At 67.5% G+C, this 21,587-nt stretch carries 21 protein-coding genes; 11 read left to right on the forward strand and 10 right to left on the reverse strand.

The features are described from left to right. Positions 1-445 precede the first annotated feature (445 nt). From ACSQ9E_RS19205 to ACSQ9E_RS19245, 9 genes are all read left to right on the forward strand, one after another. Positions 446-1,342: an amino acid ABC transporter substrate-binding protein gene (locus ACSQ9E_RS19205; RefSeq protein WP_235516016.1), complete on the forward strand. Its 897-nt coding sequence runs from the start codon at positions 446-448 to the stop codon at positions 1,340-1,342. Between the two features lie 128 nt (positions 1,343-1,470). Beyond that, a complete protein-coding gene (locus tag ACSQ9E_RS19210; RefSeq protein WP_428001847.1) occupies positions 1,471-2,787 on the forward strand; it encodes an HD-GYP domain-containing protein in 1,317 nt (438 codons plus the stop codon). A gap of 126 nt (positions 2,788-2,913) precedes the next feature. Further along, positions 2,914-3,753 (forward strand): presqualene diphosphate synthase HpnD, encoded by an 840-nt coding sequence (gene hpnD, locus ACSQ9E_RS19215; protein WP_057200976.1) that lies wholly within the window; start codon positions 2,914-2,916, stop codon positions 3,751-3,753. A gap of 23 nt (positions 3,754-3,776) precedes the next feature. Further along, positions 3,777-4,589: a hypothetical protein gene (locus ACSQ9E_RS19220; protein WP_057200977.1), complete on the forward strand. Its 813-nt coding sequence runs from the start codon at positions 3,777-3,779 to the stop codon at positions 4,587-4,589. Beyond that, positions 4,586-5,896 carry a hydroxysqualene dehydroxylase HpnE gene (hpnE, locus tag ACSQ9E_RS19225; protein ID WP_436218855.1) on the forward strand — a complete coding sequence of 437 codons (1,311 nt, stop codon included), beginning with the start codon at positions 4,586-4,588 and terminating at the stop codon, positions 5,894-5,896. The genes ACSQ9E_RS19220 and hpnE overlap by 4 nt, the downstream gene beginning before the upstream one ends. Before the next feature lie 149 nt (positions 5,897-6,045). Further along, positions 6,046-7,062, forward strand: a complete 1,017-nt coding sequence (locus ACSQ9E_RS19230) for a Bug family tripartite tricarboxylate transporter substrate binding protein (RefSeq protein WP_057264167.1) — start codon at positions 6,046-6,048, stop codon at positions 7,060-7,062. A gap of 43 nt (positions 7,063-7,105) precedes the next feature. Continuing rightward, entirely contained in the window at positions 7,106-7,771 is a 666-nt protein-coding gene (locus ACSQ9E_RS19235; RefSeq protein WP_057200979.1) for a response regulator, read from the forward strand. Between the two features lie 831 nt (positions 7,772-8,602). Next, entirely contained in the window at positions 8,603-10,048 is a 1,446-nt protein-coding gene (locus ACSQ9E_RS19240; protein WP_436218856.1) for a sensor histidine kinase, read from the forward strand. Further along, positions 10,045-11,085 carry a tripartite tricarboxylate transporter substrate-binding protein gene (locus tag ACSQ9E_RS19245; protein WP_436218857.1) on the forward strand — a complete coding sequence of 347 codons (1,041 nt, stop codon included), beginning with the start codon at positions 10,045-10,047 and terminating at the stop codon, positions 11,083-11,085. Before ACSQ9E_RS19240 ends, ACSQ9E_RS19245 begins: the two co-directional genes overlap by 4 nt. 92 nt (positions 11,086-11,177) lie before the next feature. On the opposite strand, the gene ACSQ9E_RS19250 is transcribed toward ACSQ9E_RS19245, so the two are convergent. From ACSQ9E_RS19250 to ACSQ9E_RS19260, 3 genes are all read right to left on the reverse strand, one after another. Beyond that, a complete protein-coding gene (locus ACSQ9E_RS19250; RefSeq protein ID WP_436218858.1) occupies positions 11,178-12,158 on the reverse strand; it encodes an FHA domain-containing protein in 981 nt (326 codons plus the stop codon). After that, complete coding sequence (locus ACSQ9E_RS19255; RefSeq protein WP_436218859.1) at positions 12,155-13,558, reverse strand: S1 family peptidase; 1,404 nt, start codon at positions 13,556-13,558, stop codon at positions 12,155-12,157. The genes ACSQ9E_RS19250 and ACSQ9E_RS19255 overlap by 4 nt, the downstream gene beginning before the upstream one ends. Before the next feature lie 215 nt (positions 13,559-13,773). Then, the gene (locus ACSQ9E_RS19260; protein WP_436218860.1) at positions 13,774-14,091 is read right to left on the reverse strand and encodes a hypothetical protein; all 318 of its coding nucleotides are present in this window, start codon (positions 14,089-14,091) and stop codon (positions 13,774-13,776) included. A gap of 260 nt (positions 14,092-14,351) precedes the next feature. Here ACSQ9E_RS19260 and ACSQ9E_RS19265 point away from each other — a divergent pair, with 260 nt between their 5' ends. Then, positions 14,352-14,885: a hypothetical protein gene (locus ACSQ9E_RS19265; RefSeq protein ID WP_436218861.1), complete on the forward strand. Its 534-nt coding sequence runs from the start codon at positions 14,352-14,354 to the stop codon at positions 14,883-14,885. Positions 14,886-15,001: 116 nt separating this feature from the next. After that, entirely contained in the window at positions 15,002-15,721 is a 720-nt protein-coding gene (locus tag ACSQ9E_RS19270; protein WP_436218862.1) for a DUF899 family protein, read from the forward strand. A gap of 19 nt (positions 15,722-15,740) precedes the next feature. Here the strand turns inward: ACSQ9E_RS19270 and ACSQ9E_RS19275 are convergent, their stop codons facing one another. The 7 genes from ACSQ9E_RS19275 to ACSQ9E_RS19305 form a co-directional block, all read right to left on the reverse strand. After that, entirely contained in the window at positions 15,741-16,073 is a 333-nt protein-coding gene (locus ACSQ9E_RS19275) for a hypothetical protein (protein ID WP_436218863.1), read from the reverse strand. Positions 16,074-16,123: 50 nt separating this feature from the next. After that, positions 16,124-16,816, reverse strand: coding sequence for a hypothetical protein (locus ACSQ9E_RS19280; protein WP_436218864.1), 693 nt, complete (start codon positions 16,814-16,816; stop codon positions 16,124-16,126). 22 nt (positions 16,817-16,838) lie between these two features. Next, positions 16,839-18,020, reverse strand: coding sequence for an ATP-binding protein (locus ACSQ9E_RS19285; protein WP_436218865.1), 1,182 nt, complete (start codon positions 18,018-18,020; stop codon positions 16,839-16,841). An 83-nt stretch (positions 18,021-18,103) separates the two neighbouring features. Next, positions 18,104-19,615 (reverse strand): M14 family metallopeptidase, encoded by a 1,512-nt coding sequence (locus ACSQ9E_RS19290; protein ID WP_436218866.1) that lies wholly within the window; start codon positions 19,613-19,615, stop codon positions 18,104-18,106. Positions 19,616-19,675: 60 nt separating this feature from the next. Next, positions 19,676-19,888: a DUF2788 domain-containing protein gene (locus tag ACSQ9E_RS19295; protein ID WP_057200989.1), complete on the reverse strand. Its 213-nt coding sequence runs from the start codon at positions 19,886-19,888 to the stop codon at positions 19,676-19,678. Next, positions 19,885-20,724, reverse strand: a complete 840-nt coding sequence (locus ACSQ9E_RS19300; protein ID WP_436218867.1) for a DUF2189 domain-containing protein — start codon at positions 20,722-20,724, stop codon at positions 19,885-19,887. Before ACSQ9E_RS19300 ends, ACSQ9E_RS19295 begins: the two co-directional genes overlap by 4 nt. 79 nt (positions 20,725-20,803) lie before the next feature. Next, complete coding sequence (locus tag ACSQ9E_RS19305) at positions 20,804-21,550, reverse strand: HAD-IA family hydrolase (RefSeq protein ID WP_436218868.1); 747 nt, start codon at positions 21,548-21,550, stop codon at positions 20,804-20,806. Positions 21,551-21,587 lie beyond the last annotated feature (37 nt).

Below are 21,587 nucleotides of genomic sequence, written 5' to 3' on the forward strand. Positions count from 1 at the left end.
AGCATGTTACATGCGGTAGCCCGGCGCTCCCAGTGCTTTGCCGATGCAGTGGCTGGTTCAGGTGCCAGGCCGCCACAAAAACCCGGCGCGCAGAGGCATCCCGGCTAGAACCGACAAGCCCAGGGTGGCCCCCCTGAGCAGCAGGGGTTGCACCCGGCAAGACCGGTGGTCCGCAGCCAGGCGTTCTGCCGATGAACTACCCCGGAACGACCAATGCGTCGTGTCCGCTCATTGGTATCACAGCAATCAAGCGCAGCCAGCCCGCCATGTGGCGCAATGCCGACGCCTGGGCAGCGAGAAAGTGGCAAACCTGCCTGAGCCCCATCACAATCCGCGCACTGCTGGGCTGGCCCATGCAATGCCCACAAGGCATGTTTTGGGGTGCGCGTCTTCGGGCGCCTTTTTTCATCGGGCATCCACCCGACTCCTTTTTTCTCTTCCTTCCATGAAATCTGTTTCGATGCTGCGCCACGTGGCGCTGATGGCGGCCCTGTTGCTGGCCAATGCACCCGCCTGGGCCGAAGACACGCTGGCGCGCATTGCCAGCTCGGGCGAGCTGCGCCTGGGCCACCGCGAAAAGTCGCTGCCTTTTTCGTACAAGGACGCCGCGAGCGGCAAGGTGCAGGGCTACACCGTGGACATCTGCCTGCAGATCTATGAGGAGATCAAGAAGGAGTTGAAGCGCCCGGACCTGAAGCTCAAGTACTTGCTGGTGGACGGCAAGAACCGCATCAGCGACGTGAAGGACAACGTGGTGGATCTGGAGTGCGGCGGCACGGCCAACACGGCGGCGCGGCAAAAGGAGATTTCCTTCAGCCACCACATCTTCGTGGCATCGTCGGCCTTCCTGGTGCGCAAGAACTCGGGCATCAAGACGCTGGACGATCTGCAGAACAAGAAGATTGCCGTGCAGGGCAAGACCACCAACGAGAACCTGCTCAAGGCCAATGAGCGCACCTTCAACCGCAAGTTCAACTACGTGGCGGTGGACAGCACACTGGACGCCGTGAACGCGCTGGCCAAGGGCGAGGCCGACGCGGCCTTTGCCGACGATGCGGGCATCTGGATACCGCTGACGCGCCTGGGCAAGTCCATGGACGACTACCAGTTCCTGGACAAGCGCCTCTCGGTGGAGCCCTACAGCATCGGCCTGCGCCGCGAGGACCCCAAGTTCAAGGAACTGGTGGACCGCGTCACGCGCCGCATGATCCAGGGCGGCGAAATGCTGACGCTGTACAAGCGCTGGTTCAGCTCGGACCAGGGTACGCTGCCGATGAGCATCTTCATGAAGGAAGCGCTGCGCAGGCCCAGCGATATTGGCGTCGAACAGATCGCGTTTTGATTCAATCAAAATGACGGGAGGCTTGATCCGCGTCAAGCCCACTCTCACTTCCTGACATCTGGCCAAATTCAGGCGGGCGATGGACTCTGGTCGTTTTATAGTCGATAGTAATAATTTGTAGCTATTGCATGACGACGACAGATCCCCTTTTGACCACCGATGTGGACACGGGCGACAGCCCCCACTACCTGCGCGCGCTGACCGACATGGCCGACGAGCGCACGGTGGTGGCCGGCGCCGCCATCTACACCGACAACGGGATCAAGCTGGTGGAAAAGGGCGCGCGCATCGACAGCCGCCTGTACGACCGCCTGGTGCAGCACAAGCTGCGCGAGCCCATCGACAAGCACCTGACCATCGACAACCCCGTGACGGTGGATGCCCTGATTGCCACCGGCCAGGAGCTGTCGGCGCAGGATGTCCTGGTCAATCTGCTGGCCGAGGCCATCGGCTCCGCCGTGCGCCTGCTGGCGCCGCTGCGCACCCTGGCGCTGCCCGGGCCGGTTGCCTGCAAGCTCACGGTGATGCGCGACAAACGGCCCGAGCTGTACCAGCATGGCCTGCGGATGATGATGGTGGCGGTGTTCCTGGGCATCAAAACCGGCATGCCCGAGCGCGATTGCGCCACGCTCGCCGCTGCAGCCCTGCTGCACGACCTGGGCGTGCTGCACATGGACCCGGCCTGGAACGACCCCGATTTCAAGGCGGTGGGCGTGCAGCGCAAGCACCTGGTAGCGCACCCGATCACCGGCATGCTCATGGTGCGCGACGCCAACGCCTACCCCAAGGCGGCCGAGACGGCCGTGCTGGAGCACCACGAGCGCATGGACGGCAGCGGCTACCCGCGCGGCCTGGCGGGAGCAGACATCTCGCCCATGGGCCGCATCCTGCTGCTGGCCGAGGTGGTGGCCGGCTTCTACGAAAAATACGAGGACATGCCGGCGCAGCGCCTGTCGCTGGTGCTGCGGCTCAACCACCGCAAGTTCCCGGCCGCCCTGGTGGTGCACATATTGCCACTGCTGCAGGAGGAGGTGGCCCGCGAGTCGACCCTGATGCCACTGGGCGACGATGCGCCCCGCCAGGCCGAGCTGCTGGCAGATGCCTTCATCAAATGGGACGAGCTCAAGACCGCCCTGCCCCCGCCCGTGCTGAAGGCCATGGCCCCCAGCAGCGCGTTCGCGTTTGCCGACGCACGGCTGATGGCACTGCAGAAAGCCTTGGTGGAAGCCGGCTCGCACCCGCAGCACCAGGCGGACCTGATGGCCCAGTTGCAGGGCGATGCCATCGGCCTGGCCGAGGTGGCCCTGGTGGGCCGCGAGGCGCTGTTTCAGCTGCAGAGCGTGCTCAACGCCTGCCACCGCCGCTGGCCCGAACTGGACAAGCGCGCCACACCAGGCGATGCGGCCGTGGCCAACTGGTGTGATTGGGCGGTGGAGCGGCTGTAACTTCAGCTGCGACCGCATCTCCGTCAAAAAACATAGCTGCCCGTCCTTTGTGACAGACGGGCTACCGCCACTGCAACAACCCCCTCCGTGCCGGCACCCCGCCACGGCATGGGACAATCGGCCCCCATGACACCGCAGCAGTACGTACAACAAAAAGCCGTCGCTTCAGGAAGCAGCTTCTACTACGCCTTCCTGTTCCTGCCGGCGCCCCGGCGCGCGGCCATCACGGCGTTCTATGCGTTCTGCCGTGAAGTGGACGACGTGGTGGACGAAGTGAGCGACCCTGGCGTGGCCCGCACCAAGCTGGCCTGGTGGCAGGCCGAGGTGGCCAAGGCCTACGCCGGCCAGCCCACCCACCCCGTGATGCAGGCACTGATGCCGCTGGTGGCGGACTACGGCATCGAGCAGCGCCACCTGCAGGCCGTGATCGATGGCTGCCAGATGGACCTGGAGCAGACCCGCTACCTGGACTTTGCCGGCCTCACCCAGTACTGCCACCTGGTGGCGGGCATCGTGGGCGAGGTCACGGCACGCATCTTCGGCCAGACGGACGAGCGCACCACCCAGTACGCCCACACCCTGGGCCGCGCCTTCCAGCTGACCAACATCATCCGCGACGTGGGCGAGGACGCGATGATGGGGCGCATCTACCTGCCCGTGTCGGAGCTGCAGCAGTTCGACGTGAAGGCGCACGAGATCTTGAAGCGCCAGTATTCCGACCGCTTCACGGCGCTGATGAAGTTCCAGGCCGAGCGAGCGCACCGCACCTACGACGAAGCCCTCGCCCTGCTGCCCGACGCCGACCGCCGCGCACAGAAGCCAGGGCTGATGATGGCCAGCATCTACCGCACGCTGCTGCGCGAGATCGAGCGCGACAACTTCCAGGTGCTGCACCAGCGCATCCGCCTCACACCACTGCGCAAGTTCTGGCTGGCGTGGAAGGTGCAGGCGCTGGGGCGCATGTAGTCCATCGCCACGGGAAACCCGCCATGAACCGGTCTGCGCCTCCCTCGTTCAGCACGCGCCTGGTCGCTGCCGCCTTGCTGGCACTCGCCATGGGCGCCACCGCCCTGCCCCAGCCCGCACACGCCTTCTGGGGCCTGCTGGGCAAGGCCGCCAGCGGTGCCGGCAAGGCGGCTGGCGGTACGGCAGGCAAGGCCGCCGGGGCAGCAGGTGCAGCCGGGGCCGCTGGCGAGGCTGCCGGTACGGCCGGCAAGGCGGCGGCTGCCGGTGCAGGCGCCGCCACGCTGGCCGACGATGCCGCACGGGCGGGAGGCAAGGCAGCAGGCAATGCCGACGCTGCAGGTGGCGCTGCCCATGGGTTCAGCGCCGTCAATGCGGCGCTGCCGCCCGAAGTGGCCATGTACCTGGCCAAGCCCGCCGCCAGCCTGACGGGGACCGACACGGCGGCCATGATGAACCTGTACCAGCGCATGGTGGCGCAGGCGGGCAAGACCGGCGATTTCAGCGTGATCGAGCGCATGCCCCAGGTGCATGGCGCCAGGACACTGCCGCAGTCTGCCAACCCCGTGCCGGTCAAGGCCGGTGCCACGGCGCAACAGCCATCGCCGGTGGCTGCCGCGCCCTCGCCATCGGCGGCCGCCGAGATGAGCCTGGCCGGGCTGCGCCTGCTCGCGCATGCCGGGTCGGCCGGCCACCGCGCGGCCCAGAACGAGCTGCGTGATCGCTGCGCAGACCCGGCCGTGCTGCGCACCGCACCGGCCGATGTGCAGGCGCAGTGCAAGGCAGCGCTGGCGACCAGGCCTGCCGCCGCAGCCAAGCCCCGGCCTTCCGCTTCATGAAGATCGCCGTCGTCGGCGCGGGCTGGGCCGGCATGGCCGCGGCCATCGCACACGCGCAGGCCGGCCACGCCGTCACCGTGCTCGAGGCCGCACGCACCGTGGGTGGCCGCGCCCGCGCGGTACCGGCCACCCTGCCCGACGGCACGCCCGCCACGCTGGACAACGGCCAGCACATCCTCATCGGTGCCTACACCGAAAGCCTGCGCCTGATGCGCCTGGTAGGCGTGGATGCGGGTGCTGCCCTGCTGCGCCTGCCGCTCACGCTGCAGTTCCCCGACGGCACGGGCCTGGCCCTGCCCGACCTGGCCCCACCCCTGGACGCCTTGCTGGGCATCGCGCGTGCGCGCGGCTGGCGATGGCGCGACAGGCTGGCACTGCTGCGCGCGGCCAGCGGCTGGCAACTGGGTGGCTTTCGCTGCGCGCCACACACCTCGGTGGCGCAGCTGTGCGCCGGCCTGCCCCAGCGGCTGATCGCCGAGTTCATAGAACCGCTGTGCGTTTCGGCCCTCAACACCCCCGCCCACGAAGCCAGCGGCCAGGTGTTTCTGCGCGTGCTGCAGGACAGCCTGTTCAGCGGCCGCGGCGGATCGAACCTGCTGCTGCCGCGCGTGAACCTGGGCGCACTGTTCCCCGAAGCCGCAGCACACTGGCTGGCAGCGCAGCACGGCGGTGCGGTGCATGCCGGGCAGCGCGTGCAGGGCATCGCGCAGCAGGCCGATGGCCGCTGGGAAGTGCACGGCACGGACTTCGCCGGCCCCTACGACCACATCACGCTGGCCTGCCCGCCCTGGGAGGCCAGCCGCCTCATCGCCGGCGCCACGGGCCTGCCAGCGGCGCGCGATGCAGCGCGCCAGCAGTGGTGCGCTGCGGCCGATGCGCTGCGCTTCGAAGCCATCACCACCGTTTATGCGCATGGCGCAGGGGCGCGCCTGGCGCAGCCCATGCTGGCGCTGCGCAACACGGCAGAACACCCCGCGCAGTTCGTGTTCGACCGCGGGCAGCTCGACGGCCTGCACGGTGTGCTGGCCTTCGTGGTGAGCGCCAGCACCGGCGAGCGCGCGGTGGTCACCGAACAGGTGCTGCGCCAGGCCGCCGAGCAGTTGGGATTGCCATCGCTGCAGCCCCTGCAGACCGTGGTGGAAAAGCGCGCCACCTTTGCCTGCACGCCCGGCCTGGCACGCCCCGGCATGCAGGTGGCGCCGGGCCTGGTGGCCTGCGGCGACTATGTGGACGGACCCTACCCCGCCACGCTGGAAGGTGCGGTGCTGTGCGGCACGGCAGCTGCCGCACTGGCCCCGGCGCATTGATGACCACCTCGGGAAAACCCCGAGACGATATGCACCCTGCAGGCCCAGGATGGGCCCCGACTGACAGCATTCCGAAAGCCGCCTGGCGCCACCATCGGCGCAGGCCATTTTTCTTTCGAGCCGCTTTGCTTTTGACGGAGACAACCCCCATGCATGCATCCGACCACCACGATCCATCCTCCCTGGACGCACGGCGCCGCCAGTTCCTGGCCGCCACAGGCGCACTGGGCCTGTCCGGCCTGCTGCCCGGCATGGCCCAGGCGCAAGCCACGTGGCCCGCCAAGTCCATCCGCTTCGTGGTGCCCTTCGCCCCGGGCGGCAGCTCGGAGATCGTGGCCCGCTCCACAGCGGCCGAGCTCTCCAAGACCCTGGGCCAGAGCGTGTTCGTGGACAACAAGCCCGGCGCAGCGGGCAACATCGCCATGTCCGAAGTGGCGCGCGCCGAAGACCAACACACCCTGATTCTGGGCCACATCGGCACGCTGGCGGTGAACCCGTACATCTTCGACAAGCTGCCCTACGACCCGAACAAGGACTTCAAGCCCGTGAGCCTGCTGGCCAAGGTGCCCAGCCTGTACGTGGTGCACCCCGACGTGCCGGCCAAGAACCTGCGCGAGTTCATCGCCTACGTCAAATCCAAGCCCGGCAAGCTGAGCTATGGCTCGGCCGGCAACGGCAGCGCCGGCCACCTGGCGTTCGAATACCTCAAGATGACGGCCGACGTGTTCATGCTGCACGTGCCCTACCGCGGCACCGGCCCGATGCTGACCGACCTGCTCTCGGGCCGTGTGGATGCCTCGGCCGTGGGTGCGGCGGCCATCCTGCCGTTCATCAAGTCGGGCAAGGTGCGCTGCATCGCCACTGGCTCGGCCAAGCGCCTGCCGCAGCTGCCCGACGTGGGCACGGTGGCCGAGCAGGGCTTCCCCGGCTTCGAGATGACGCAGTGGTACGGCATGCTGGCCCCGGCCAACCTGGCGCCCGCCAACCTCGAGAAGCTGGCGGCCGAAACCGCCAAGGCCGTCAAATCGCAGGGCTCGCTGGATCGCCTGAACGCCGACGCGGCCGAAGCCATTGGCGATACGCCAGCGCAGTTCGCGCAGTTCATTGCGGCCGAGCAGGCGCGGTGGAAGAAGGTGCTCTTGCGCGCCAAGGTGAAGCCAGACTGAGAACCCCGCCGCACTGCCGGCGCACGGGTAGCATCCCACCACCATGCGCATCCTTCTGGCCGAAGACGAACACACCCTGGGCACCTGGCTGAGCCGGGCGCTGGAGCACGCGGGCATCCAGGTGGAATGGGTGACCGACGGCCGCCTGGCCGACCGCGCGCTGCAGCAGCGCGACCACGATGCCCTGGTGCTGGACCTGGGCCTGCCCGGCCTGGACGGCCACGCCGTGCTGCAGCGCCTGCGCGCGCGCGACCAGCGCCTGCCCGCGCTGATCCTGACCGCCCGCGACTCACTCGACGAGCGCGTGCGCTCGCTCAACGCCGGGGCCGACGACTTCCTGGCCAAGCCCTTCGAGCTGGCCGAGCTGGAGGCCCGCCTGCACGCCCTGGTGCGCCGCGCGCGCGGCACCGAGCACCCGCGCCTGGCCTGCGGGCCGCTGGTGTTCGATGGTGCGCGCAAGCAGTTCGTGCTGCATGGCGAGCCGCTGGCCTTGTCACCGCGGGAGCAGGCGGTGCTCAGGGTGCTGGTGCAGCGCAGTGGGGAGCCGTTTTCCAAGCAGCAGATTCTGGAGCGGGTGTTTTCGGATGATGAGGATGTGCATCCCGAAGCCGTCGAGGTGTTTGTGCATCGGTTGAGGAAGCGGTTGGATGGGAGTGGGGTGAGGATCACTACGCTGCGTGGGTTGGGGTATGCGTTGGAGCAGGAGTGATGGCTTCTGCTCATTGGCTATGGTTGCTGCATGCTTTGCTTGAGGGCGGAGGCCGGGTCTCGGCCCGGCGGCCGAGGTACTTGTTCTTTGCTTCGCCAAAGAAAAGTACCCAAAAGAAAGGCGACCCCGCTGCCCGTGTCCCCCTCGCCAGAGGCGAGGGGGCAGCCTGCGATGCTCGCGCCTGGGGTGTGCCGCAGAACTCGCTGCGTTCTTCGAACTCCGCTCAAACAGCTGCGGCAAGCCAGACAACGAGGCGCGTGTCCTTCGGCACGCGCTCACCCCAGGCCCTGCGCTTCTCGGCACGGTCAGAAGGGGGTGGGAGCGGGCTCCATACGGGCCATTGCTTCGCTCGGCCAGGTGTGCCGTCGCTGCGCTCGGCCTGGGCAGGGTCTTCATGCCCAACCGTCGGCAGCGCACAGCGCGAACCGACACCAGGCGCGGCTGCGAAGCAGCAGCCTTCTTTGACCCCGCTCCCCACCCCTTCTGGCTGCGCCGAGAAGCGCAGGGCCTGGGGTGGGTGCGTGTGCCGCAGGACACACGCACTTCGTCCTCTAGCTTGCCGCAGCTGTTTGAACGGAGTTCGCCCGAAGGGAGAACGCAGTGAGTTCTGCGGCACCACCCCAGGCCCGAGCATCGCAGGTTGCCCCCGTTCGCCCGACAGGGCGTACGGGGGACGCAGACTGGGGGTCGCCTTCTCTTTGGTGACTTTCTCTTGGCGACTCAAGAGAAAGTTACTGCGCCGCCGGGCGCACATCCCGGCTCCCGCCCTAAAAAGAAGCACAGAGCGACCACTCGCAGAGCCATCCTTCCATCCGTCAGCAGACAACTGAGATGGCTCAAACAACACCGTCCAGCACAGCCCCCAGCAGTCCCTGGGCCAGGCTGCGCCGCACCAGCCTCTGGCGCCTCCTGGCCCTCCTCCTACTCCCCGTTCTCACCCTCGTCACCTGCGTGGAACTGTGGATGACAAGGCACGACGCCCTCGAAGCCGCCAACGCCGCCTACGACCGCTCCCTGCTAGGCGCGCTCAAATCAATAGACGCCAACATCTCCACCGCCTCCGGCGGCCTGTCCGCCGAACTCCCCTACACCATGCTCGAATTCTTCGAGCTCACCGCCAGCGGCCACGTGTACTTCCGCGTCGCCTCGTCCGACGGCCTGGTGGAACTGGGCAACGCCGACCTGCCCCTGCCCCCCGGCACGCTGGAGCCCGGCGTGCCACGCTTCTACGACGCCACCTACTTCGGCGAATCCGTGCGCCTGGCGGCCTACCGGCGCATGGTGGATGCCACGGATGGCGCCATCCCAGCCACGGCAGACGGCCCGGGCAGCGTGCTCGTGCTGGTGGCCGAGAGCACGCAGTCGCGCCAGGAATTCACGCGCCGCTTCGTGCAGCGCGCGGCCCTGCGCGATGGCCTGGTACTGGCCCTCATGCTGCTGGGCGCCGCAGCCACGCTGGCGGTTGCGCTGCGCCCGCTGTCGCGCCTGGCGCGTGGCGTGCAGGAGCGCAGCCCCGACGACATGACCCCGATTGCCGACACCGACCTGCCCGCCGACATCCGCCCCCTGGTGGCGGCGGTGAACGAACAGATGGCGCGCACCCAGGCGCTGGTGGCGCAGCAGCGGCAGTTCCTCGACGATGCCTCGCACCAGTTGCGCACGCACCTGACCACGCTGCAGATGCAGATCGATTACGCGCGCCGCGAGCCCGACCCCGCGCAGGTGCAGGACGCGCTGGCCGCCATCGGCGGCGAGATCGCGCGCGCCACGCGCAGCACGCAGCAGCTGCTGGCCCTGGGCCGCAGCGACACAGCGGCAGTCGAGTTTGCGCCCTTCGACCTGGCCGCACTGCTGCGCACCGTGGCGCTGGAGCTGCTGCCCCAGGCGCGCGCCAAGCAGATCGACTTCGGCATCCACACGCCCACACCCGAGTTCACGGCCGTGGCCGACAGCGGGCTGCTGCGCGAGGCCCTCACCAACCTGGCCGCGAATGCCATCGCCTACACGCCCGCGCACGGCACCATCACCCTGTCGGCCGCAGGCGACGCGCTGGGCTGGAGCGTGAACGTGGAGGACAACGGCCCCGGCATGGCGCCCGAGGAGCGCGCTGCGCTGGGCCAGCGCTACCGGCGCGGGTCGCAGGCTGCGGCCGGGGGCTCGGGCCTGGGCCTGGCGATTGCGCGCTCCATCGCCGAGCGACACCGCGGCGCGCTGCGGCTGGAAGCACGGGTGGACAGCCCCGGCCTGCTGGCCATACTCTGGTGGCCCAAGCCATGAACAACACGCCCCACCACAACGCCCTCGCTGCACGCCGCCGGATGCTGCGCACACTGGCCACGCTGCTGGGTGGCGGCCTCGCAGCCTCTGCTGCATGCGCAGCACCACCGGCCGATGCCAGCACCGAGCCCGGCGAATGCGTGGCCCCCTCCAAGCCCGGTGGTGGCTTCGGGCTGACCTGCGGGCTGGCGGCCGATGCGATCCAGGCCGTGCGGCCGGGCCGCACACCGCTGCCGACGCGCTTCCTGCCGGGCGGCATCGGCGCCGTGGCCTTCGACCAGGTGGCCACGGGGCGCCTGGGCGGGCCGGGCACGCTGGTGGCCTTCTCCAGCGGTTCGCTGCTCAACATCGCGCAGGGCCGCTTCGGCCCACACCCCGTCAGCGCGCTGCGCTTCATCGCCACGCTGGGCACCGACTACGGTGTGATCGCCGTGCACCGCGATGCGCCCTACCAGGGCCTGGCGCAGGTGGTGGCGGCCTTGAAGCGCGACTCGGCCCGCGTGGTCTTCGGTGCTGGAGGCACCATCGGCAGCCAGGACTGGATCAAGGCCGCGCAGCTGGTGCGCGCTGCGGGGCAGGACCACAAGAAGATGCGCTTCGTCGCGTTCGAGGGCGGTGGCGAGGCGCTCAAGGCCCTGCGCGGCGGGCACCTCGACATCTTCACCGGCGACGCGGCCGAAGCCATGCAGGCCGCTGCCCAAGGCCTGCCGCTGCGCTTTCTGGCCGTGCTGGCATCCGAGCGACTGCAAGGCACCCTGGCCGGCCTGCCCACCGCACGCGAGCAGGGCGTGGACCTGGTCTGGCCCACCGTGCGCGGCCTGTACATGGCCGCCACCGCCCCCGAGGCCGCCGTGCGCGCCTGGACCAGCGCCTTCGAGGCCGCCATGGCCGCACCCGGCTACGCCGCGCTGTGCAGCCGCTTCGGCCTGTACCCCTTTGCCCTCACCGGCACAGCGCTCGACGGCTTCGTGCAGCGCAGCCTGCAGGACTACCGGCGCATGGCGCAGGACCTGGGGCTGCGCACCTGGCCGCGCTGATCCGTTGTTCCGTTGACAGGGCGGGCGGCGTCTTGTCGTACTGCCTGCGACGCCGCCTGGCCAGAACCGTTTCGCTGAATTTTTCCCCGCTCCTATTCGTCCTCCGCCTGACCGTCATCACGCAGCCGGCGATCCAGCTTGCCACGCAGCGACTCGGTGTCTTTCAGGAACTGGTCTACGGGCACGGTGGGGGCCACGCGCAGGCCTGGGGGGAACAGGCTGCTCATGTACAGCCGGTTCGACAGGCGCATGTTGTTCAGCCACTGCGCACCCAGCCACGACGGCAATCCCAATGCCACCAGCGCAGCCAGCGTCCAGGCCAAACCGACGCGGCGGCGCGGCAGCACTGTGGACAGGTGGGCATACAACGCCCCCGCCACCACCAGCGCCACCAGCACATTGGCAAACCGCGAAAAGGATTCCAACGAGAAAGTGAACGCCACAAAGTTCGCCACCAGGTGCACCGCATCCACCGCCAAAGCGGCAGTGCTGGCGATGCGCACATGGCGCCAGAACCGAAGCTGGCCGCCGAACACTTTGCTGGCCACCGCCCATGCGCCCGACCAGACGCCCAGGCTGGCCATCAGGCCAAGCACCATGCCAGGAACAGACTTCAGATACTGCGACGCGTCGCGGGCCTCCAGCCACGCGGACCCCAATGCCGCCGCCAGCACCAGCACCATGAGCGCTGCCGTGGTGGCCACCGTGCTCCACGGAAACTGGGGCAGCGCCTGTTCGTCGGCGATGGGTGCATCGGCCAGGCGCAAAGCCACATGGGTGTGGCCCAGGTCGATGGGCGTGCCGCCCGGCCAGTCGAAGCGCTCGCCCTGGGCGTAGTGCTTGCGCTGCAGGCGCGCGCCATTGCGGGTGTGCAGGACCTCCACCTGTATCGCGCACGAGGCATCTTCCAGGCGGTCGATGCGCAGGTGCGCGGGCGCGACGAACGGATCGTCCAGCACCAGGTCACAGTCCAGGCCCCTGCCCACCGTCACGGGCCAGCGGGTGATGGGGGCGCGTGCCAGCAGCGCGCCGTGGCGGTCAAAGGCTTCGATGAGGCCAAGGGTGGGCGTCATGGTGCGGCCTCCCAGCGAAACGCCTTGAGGTAGTGGCTGGCCAGCTTCATGCCGTTGTCAAAAGCGATGCCTTGCACATCCAGGCGGCCCAGGATGCCTTGCGTGGGCTGGTTGACCGAGGCTGTCAGCACGGTCATGTTGTACAGGCCGGGCAGCTTGCGGTAGGCCGACATGCAGACCACCGCCCGCAGCGGCAGGCTGCCGGAGTCCACAAAACGTTCGCTGCATTCAACGGCGGTCTGGTGGCGGTTGCCACGCGTCTGGAACCGCTCGTTGGCAAAGCTTTGCGAGAACACCCGGGCAAACCGCGCCGCGCTCAAGGTGGGGGCGTTATAGGCCTCATAGGCCAGGCGCACGGTGCCGGTGCTGTAGTCGCCGGCCACGACATCGCTGTCAGCCTGGCACTGCGTCCGCTCCAGGTTCAAGCCCGGAAAGTTGGGGTCGCGCCCCGATCCCCAGCACCGTGCCAGCGCGTCATCGGGCACCGGCACCCGGTAGTTGCCGTGGCGTTGCTCACGAAATGGCGCTTTCAGAAACCGCTCGGTCAGCACCTGCTGGTGCCCTGTCAGTTGCCTTGTCATCTCCGCGTACGCGGGCTGCGTGATGGGCACTGCTCCGGCCGCGCGCTGCACCAGCACCTGCGCAAACTCGGCGGGGATCAAGAAGCTGACCTGCTCGCCATCGAGCCGCTTGGCCACGTTGACGCCCAGCACCCGCCCCGAATCGTCCACCGAGGGGCCACCGCTCATGCCGGGGTTGAGCGTGCCGCCAAAGAAAATCCGCGGATAGAAGCTGCGCCGCACCAGCCCGTTGTAGGTGCCCTCCGTGACTGCAAAGCCGATATCCAGCGGGTTGCCCAGCGAGTAGATGCGCTCGCCCTGTGCCAAGGCCTCTGCGGCGGGCCGAAAGCTCAGCACCGGCGCCGCTGCGGTGCGGGCCTTGGCGCGCAGCACCGCCAGGTCGCGCTGCACGTCGAACGCCAGCAGCTCGACCTCGCCCTCCAGCCCCTCCATCGTGACGTACACGCCGCGGTAACGCTCGGGCTCCAGCGCCAGCTGGCTGGCCACATGGAAGTTGGTGACGATCAGGCCGTCCGCCGAGACAAAGAACCCCGAGCCGATCGACGCCTGGGTATCGGCATTGCGCAGCAGCGTGCGGATCTGCACCAGTTTGTCGCGCGACAGCTCATAAATGCGCCGGGCATCGCGAGACAGGGGTGCAGCGGGCACAGCTGCGGCACCGGCAGCCGCCGCCGCTGTCGCCGATACGGCCGATGCGGCCGCACTGCTATCCACCGGCTCGACACCCGCTGCAGCGGGCGGCATCGCTTTGGATGCCGGCGCCGCAGGCAATGCCGCGCCTGTGGCGCGAATGGCGGGCGCGCCGGCGGTCGCAGTCACGGCCGTGGGGGCAGTCGCAGGGTGGGGTGCATTCTGGGCGTGGGCCACAACAGCACAGGCCAGCACAAGAAGGGTTGCTGCGGCACGCCGCAGCGAGCAGGTCAAAAGGAAAGGCATCGTGGCATTCTATTGACGCTCTGCACCGCACCCACGCTGTACGGGCAGTTCAGGGTTGCGGCCCATCCAGGCGGACATCGCTGGGGCTTTTACCGACCTTACAAGGTGCTCCCCAGCGCGCCCAGCAACCTGGCGCTCACCTCGGCGGCATCGGGCGCGTCGAACTGCATGTTGTGCTGGTCCGTCATCGGGCCGTGGCCCGGCTCCATGCGTCCGTCAGCGTCGTAGCCCATGGCCTTGAACTTCCAGGTCCCACCCACCTTTTTGAGCGAGCCCACATGTGCGCCAGTGGCCGTGTGCACGGCCACCACGGCGGCGTTGAGGGGCAACAACTGCAAGGGGCCCGCCACGGGGCCGGGCGGCACGTGGAAGAAGGTGGGTTTGAAGGCAGGCGGCTGGGGTGGATTCAGGGGCATGGGGGTGTTTGTAACTCAAAGACCTGGGGCTGCACCTGGCCGCGATGATCGATGGCCTGTTGGTTGACAAAGCGCGCCGCTGCAATCACCCATTTGTGTGAACTACTGCGCACTTACCAAATAGTAAAAGTCTGCAACCGCGCGCCAAAGCGCCGATGCTTGTGGATACTGGCGTCTCCACAAAAACCGGCTCAACGACGAAGGGAGGCCAGGGCCCACAACAGGCCCCGGCTGGATCGCTCGTGATGTGCCCGACCACCATGACATCCTGGATCGCCACCCTGTGCCTGGCTGCGGCCTCGGCACTCACCGCCACGGCCGCCAGCGCAGCCACGTTCACCATTCCCGATGCAGGCGTGTCGTTCAACGCGCCCGAGGGCTTCACCCAGCTCAGCGCGGAAGAGATCGGCAGCAAATACCCGTCCAACCGCGCGCCCAACTTCGTGGTGGGCAACGCCCGGCGCACGACCACCATCGCCTTCGACCTCAAGCCCCAGGGCCTGCCCAAGGACAAGCTGCCCCAGGCCAAGGCCTCGTTCGAAACCCTGTTCGACCGCATCATCCCGGGCATCGAGTGGAAGGAAAAGAAACTCCTGGACATGCAGGGCCAGCAGTGGATCTACTTCGAGATGACCTCGCGCGCCATCGACACCGACATCTACAACATCATGATGGTCACCCCCCACCGGGGCAAGATGCTGGTCTTCAACTTCAACTCCACCAAGAGCGAGTTTCCGGCGGTAGAGAAAGAGCTGAGAAAGAGCCTGCAGACGATTGCGGTGGCGGGGGAATAGCCAACGCCCGATCCTGAAGGCGTGCCGAGCAGGCGGGCGTTTCTCCTACCCACGGCCACCAGACATCCCGGCATAGTCGATCCTCCATCGGTCCACGACTACCCAGGAGAGCGACCATGACGACGACGACCAATGCCGAAATCGGCTTGAAGCCAGCAGCGCAACTGGCGGAAAAAGCCAAGACCCCTTTCCCCGGTGCATCCGCCGAATACGAAGCCGCGCGCCAGGCCCTGCTGGCCGAGGAAATCGAATTTCGCCGCCGCATGACGCGCCTCGTCGCGCAGCGCCAGGCCCTGCCACCGGGCCCGGTGATCACCAAGGACTACCGCTTCAAGGACGAGCAGGGCTTCGATGCCAGCCTCATCGACCTGTTCGGCGACAAGGACACGCTGGTGACGTATTTCTGGATGTACGGCCCCCAGCGCCAGCGCCCCTGCCCCATGTGCACCAACTGGCTCGGTTCGGTCGAAGGCAACGCGGCCGACATCAAGCAGCGCGTGGCCCTCAAGATCCTGGGCCGCTCGCCCGTGGAACGCCAGTACGCCTTTGCCCAGGAGCGCGGCTGGCGCGACCTGAACTTCGTGCAGACCGTGGGGGACGACTATGCCAAGGACCTGGGCATCCTGATGGACGATGGCAGCGAGTACCCGGCGCTGGTTGTATTTCAACGCGACGGCGACCAGGTACGCCTGTTCTGGGCCAGCGAGATGACCCAGGAGATGGCCGACCCGGGCCAGGACCCGCGCGATGCGCCGGACATTGCGGCGCTATGGTCGGTGCTGGACTTGACGCCTGGGGGACGGCCTGCGGATTGGTACCCGAAGTTGAAATACTGAGCAGCTCCCACGGCAAAACTCAAGAATCGGGTTTGACCTTCTCAGGCCATGTAATGGTGAGTACCCACAGGCAGATTCCCCACACCGTAAGTGCCCGGCTCATTCGCGTCATCGAGTCGTAGAGACTGGTGAACGCAAGCGAGAAGGCCTCGGGGGAGCCGTTGCTTTGCTCAGCCTGCATGCCCGCGCCACGCATTAACGCATCGAAGCCTATGGTGCTGAGCAACAGAAATAGCAAGAACAACACCGTGGAGATCCATCGATACCAAACCAAGCTTTTGCGAACCAATGCCAGAACAACGAAGCCGATTGGTAGAAAAATAAAGACAAAATAGAACGTGCTGTGTTCCACGATTGAGACCCCTTTTCATGCGTGCGGAACAGTCACCGCATCCATGCAATTTAGGCGCTTGAACTAGCTGAAAAGGCATTGAACCGAGCACTATCGGGTTCGATCAACTCAATGACTTCCCTGGCTGCATCACGCTCGCCATGCATTAATTCTTTGTACAGAAGCCACATGCCCTCCCTGGCTCTGTGCCGGCAAGCATTGTCGATGCCTTCGTTGCCCAGTGCGATTTCACTCTCATGCGCCGAGCCCGCCAAGATCTGGAAGAGCAGTTCAAGCACGCCAAGTCTTACATGCCGCGGTTGGTCTTCCATCAGTGCCGCAACCAGAACAGACACCACCGGCTCGGCTGCCTGGTGAAGCTGTCCCTGGACAACCACGTGGTTCTCCAGCCTCCAATAGGCATTGGTCGCAAGCTCCGGGGTAGGAGCACTCAACAGATCCATCAATGCATGGGGCACCTGCTCTGCAGTACCCCCTGCCTGCCTCAGCGTGCTCCAGGGGATTCGGCGAATCTCCATTTCAGCCAGGCTGGAGGCGTTGAATGCGCCACGATCCGCCAGGTTCTGTAGAGCGTCATGCAAAGGTTGTGCGGCCTTCACGACCTTCGCCCATGCGGGGTGGTTCGACACCTGGGACTTGGCCTCTCCCAGTGACAGGTCGAATTCCTTTCGCACTGCCTTTATGGTTTCCACGATGGTGTGGCCTTCGGCGTGCATCCTGGCGATCAGGTCAGCTTGTTTCATGACCATCCCACGCCTCCAGCACTCAGTTCTGACCACTGTCAGCAGGACGGGGCGGCAAAACCGCCAGCATCCTGCGCTCGCGCCACGCCTGCTGCACAAAGGGGTCCGTCACCGCATAGGTGCCATGGCCCTTGCGCACGATGAGGTTGGCGTCGCGCAGTTCTTCCGACACGCGCTGCACCTGGTCGGCCGTGACCTCACGGCCCACGGTGGACGCATAGTCGGCCAGGGCGTCGGCAGTGAAGAGGCCGGTCGCGTCCCCCTCCACGCGCGCCACGCGGTCGAAGATCGCGCCGGCGAGCACACCCAGGTCTTCGAGCTTGCGCAGCTCCACATCGGCGGCCGCGCCCTTGAGGGTGGAGGCGATCACTGGCAGCAGGCGGTCGGCCTCGGTGGGGTCTTCGCGCTGCAGCTGGCGCAGGGCGCGGATCAGTTCTTCGGGCCGGCGGCCCAGCAGGTTGAAGGCTGCCGTGGCCACGGGCAGGCTGGGCAGCACGGGGGCGCCCTCCTCGGCAATGCCCTGCAGCACATAAGCCACGTAGTCGCCATCGAGCGTGGGGTATTCCACCGAGGTGGCACCGGCAAAGGCGTGCTTGCCCTGCAGCGTCATGCCCACCACCTGGGCGCGGTGCGAGCCCGTGCCGATGAAGAGGAAATGCCCGGGTGTATCAGGCCGTGGGTTGATCGCATCGCGTGCGGCCTTGATGGCCAGCAGCATCTGCGCGCCATCGTCGCCGGCCAGCGCCTGCTGCACTTCGTCGACGATCAGGACCAGGTCGGTGCGGGCCAGCTCGATCACCTCCGTGAGCGCCTGCGCCAGCGTGACCCCGCCCTTGGCCCCCACCTCGTTGAGCTGAAAGCCGAACTTGAAGCCCGCCGCCCCCACGTCCACCCCCTTGAGGCGCGCCAGGCGGCCCAGCACGCCCGAAGCCGGTGTCTGCAGGTCGGCCAGCGCACGCCGTATGGCCGCGTGCACCAGGGTGGCCGGGTCGGCCTTGGTGTCGGCCCACAGGTCGACATAGATCACGATGGCGCCTTTGGCCTCCAGCGCGGGGATCAGGTCCTGGCGCAGAAAGGTCGTCTTGCCGGTGCGCCGCAGGCCCGACAGGAACAGGCCCGAGCGCAGCCCCTGGTCGAGGAGGCCGGGCTCCAGCAACTGCTTGGCCATCTGTTCGGCCAGTGCGGGGCGGTGAAAAAGGTCCATTTAGTTTATTTTAGTCAAAACCAATAATTAGTACAAATCGCTAAAATCAACAAAATCGGCCGATTGCTTCTCCGCAGTGCGCCTCAGACCGCCGTGAGCACCCGCCACACGGTCAATTCTTCGCCCGCCACCGGCTCGGCCACGATGCCATTGGCTACCACGCCATCGTCGCTCTCGGCCTCGCAGGCCACCACCGCGATGGCGCCGTAGCGCTGGCCGGTGGGCACCACGCACCAGCCTTCGGGCAGGGCACGTTGCGTGCGCTGGTGGCTGGCCTGCCAATGGGTACTGGCCTGGGCTTCGAGGATGGCGGGTCCGGGCTCGGCCACTGGGTGCTGCATCACGGGCACTTCCACTTCCAGCAAGGTGCCGGCCGCCACGGGCGTGGTCTGCAAGCCATGGCCTTGCAGCCAGTCGGCCACGGCCTGGGGCATGGCGTAGGCCCAGGGGCGCTGCACAGTGGCCGTGGGCACGAAGTGGGCGTAGTGCGGCACCTGCACGCTGATGGGGGCGCCCGTCAGGGTGTAGGGCTCGCGCGTGAGCACTTCCACGGTGGCATCGGGCACGGCTTCGAGCGCGTAGCGGATGGCGACCTGCGCGGGCGGCTCGGCGCAGGCGGCAAGCAGGTCGACGATCTCCTTGCCGTTGGCGGCGGCGTAGACCAGGGCCTCGCGCAGCACGGCGTAGGTCACCTCCACGCGCTCCTGGTAGCTGATGTACGAGTACGCCTCCAGCAGCACGTCCAGCCGGTTGGTCAGGCCGCGGTAGTTGCAGCCGAAGCGCGGGTGGTGGGTGTAGGTGATCCAGCCCTGGCCCTGGCCGCCCTCGTCGCGCACGAAGTTGCCGTACCAGAAGGTGTCCAGGCCCTCGTTGCGCTTCACTGCGGCCTGCACGGCGGGCATCATGTGCTCGCGCATATAGGCCACGGGCTCGGCGCGGCCCGTGTGCTCGGTATGGGGGATGTCGTAGGTCAGCGCAAAACGGTGGATGGAGCCGTTGGTGGCATGGCAGTCCAGCGTGAGGTGCGGGTTCCAGGGCTGGCACACGCGCTGCTGCAGCAGGCGCATCTCGGGCGCTTGCTGGCGCATGTAGTCGCGGTTGAGGTTCACGCCCGCAGCGTTGGTGCGCGTGCCCACCAGGGCCGGGCCGTCCTGCCCGCGCAGGTGGGCGATGTCGAGCGGGCGGTGGTCGGCGCTCATGCGGTCATTGCCATCGGGGTTGAACAGCGGCACCACCACCAGGACGGTGCGCGTCAGCAGCTCGTCGCCATGGTCGCCGCGCAGCAGGTTGCGCACCAGCATGAGCACGCCCTCCTTGCCCTCCACCTCGCCGGCATGGATGCCGCAGATGATCAGCACCACGGGCAGGCCGCTGGCCTGCGCGGCCTCGGGCGTGTGGTGGCCCTGGGCCGACAGCACCAGCAGCGGCAGTTGCCGCCCTTCGGGCGAGGCACCGAAATCGCTGACGTGCAGGCGCGGATCGCCCAGCGCCGCCAGGCCCTGCACATAGGCCATCACGTCGGCGTGGGTGGATGTCTCGGTATAGGCGCTGGTTTCGGCGCGGGTGAGCAGTGGGGTGGTCGTGGATGAAGACATGGCCCGGATGTTAGAGCCAGTTGTGCCAAGCGCACCATCACCACTTTGTCGCAAACGGTCTCACCGCTCCAGCCACCACTGGATCAAGACCTTGGCGATGAAACCGATGAAGCCCACGCCCAGCCCCAGGAACAGCACGAAGGTGCCGAAGCGCCCCGCCTTGGACTCCCATGCCAGCTGACCGATGATGAACAGCATGTAGGCGATGAAGGCGCCTATGCCATAGGTGAGGAAGAAGCCCGAGATCTGCGCCTCGGTGAAGCCGAAGATCATGGCCGCTCCATCGTGTCGGCAGCATCGCGCTCCGGGAGGCCCGAGGCATCGACCAGGTCGCGGTAGGCATGCCAGCTCGCATGGCCCAGCATGGGCATCACCGCGATCAGCCCGAGCAACAGCGATGCCAGGCCCAGCAGGGTGAAGCCCAGGATCAGCGCCGCCCACAGGGCCATGGGCAAGGGGTTGGCCAGCACCGCCTGCCAACTGGTCAGCACGGCCTGGCGCAGCGTGGCACGGCGGTCGAGCAGCAGCGGCATGGCCACCACGCTGGAGGCGAAGATGGGCGCCGCCAGCAGACTGCCCAGCGCCAGCCACAGCGCGAACAGGCGGCTGTCGGGCGCGAGCACCACGTGGTGCATGAAATCCAGTGGAGTGAGGATGGGCACGGGCGCCAGCAGCGTGATCAGCGCCGCCGAGGTGATGACCCAGCCGGTGGCCGCCAGCGCCAGCAGCAGGCCGAACTGCACCAGGCACCAGTAGCCGTGGCCACCCCACCTGGCGGGGTGGCTGCGCTGCCAGTCAAGCCAGGTGCGGCGCACCAGGGCCAGGTTGGCGGGCTCGCCACGCTCCAGCGCCCGGCTCAGCGCATACAGGCTGGTGGCCAGCACCGGCGCCACCACCAGAAAGCCCGACAGCGCCCCGGCCAGCAGCCAGAAGCGGTGGTGCGCAACCGCCAGCAGAGCGCCACCGAACAGCGCCACCGCCAGGCCGTGTGCAAAGCTGAGCCAGCCGGTGCGCACCATGTCGCGCCAGGCCAGTGCCAGCCAGGCCAGCGGCTGCATCAGGCCGATGGTGCGCACGGGCGGCAGGTACGGACAGGACTTCGGGCGCATGGTGGTCCGAGTCTCGCCTGCAGCCGCAAGGCGCGTCTTGATCTGCGACAAGAAAACGCCGCCGCAGCGGCGCCAGCGTTCAGCGTGAGGGCTGGGCCACGGCCACCGGAATAGCCTTCAGCAGCTCACTGATGGCCGTGAGATTGCCCACCGTGGCATGCGGCGGCTCGCCATGCTGGTCGTGCGCCCAGGGGTGGTTCGGCGTGTTGAGCCAGATGGCCTGCATGCCGGCAGCAAGGGCCCCCTGCACGTCCAGCGCGGCATCGTCGCCCACGTGCAGCACCTCGTGCGGCTGCACCTGCACGGCGCTGGCGGCGGCGTGGAAGATGCGCGCATCGGGCTTGGCGATGCCGAAGGCGGTGGCGCTGATGCTGGCCTTGAAATAGTGGCCGATGCCGATGCGGTGCACGTCGGCGTTGCCATTGGACAAAGCCACCACCGGGTAGCGGGCAGCCAGAAAGGCCAGCGTGTCGTGCGCGTCGGCAAACAGCTCCACGCGCTGGCGCTCGGCAAAGAACAGGTCGAACGCGGGCTCGGCCAGGGTGGGCTCATCGCCCGCCTGGGTGAGCGCCAGGCGGATGGACTCGCGGCGCAGCGCGCTCAGGTCGTGCAGCAGGTCGGGCCGCAGCGTCACCATCTGGTTGCGGATGGCGCGCAGCGCCTGGGTGTCGGAAAACAGCGCGGCCGTGGCCGGTGCATGGTCGGTGAGCCACCGCAGCAGCACGGCCTCGGCCCGCTCGATGGTGGGCCAGATGGGCCACAGCGTGTCGTCCAGGTCGATGCTGATGGCGCGGATGCGGGAAATATCCAAGGAGAGAGCAGACATGGCAAACCACCCAAAAAATTCACGGCCCGGACGCCCG

It is taken from the genome of Acidovorax sp. LjRoot118 (assembly GCF_964253575.1).
Taxonomy (GTDB): Bacteria; Pseudomonadota; Gammaproteobacteria; order Burkholderiales; family Burkholderiaceae_C; genus Acidovorax.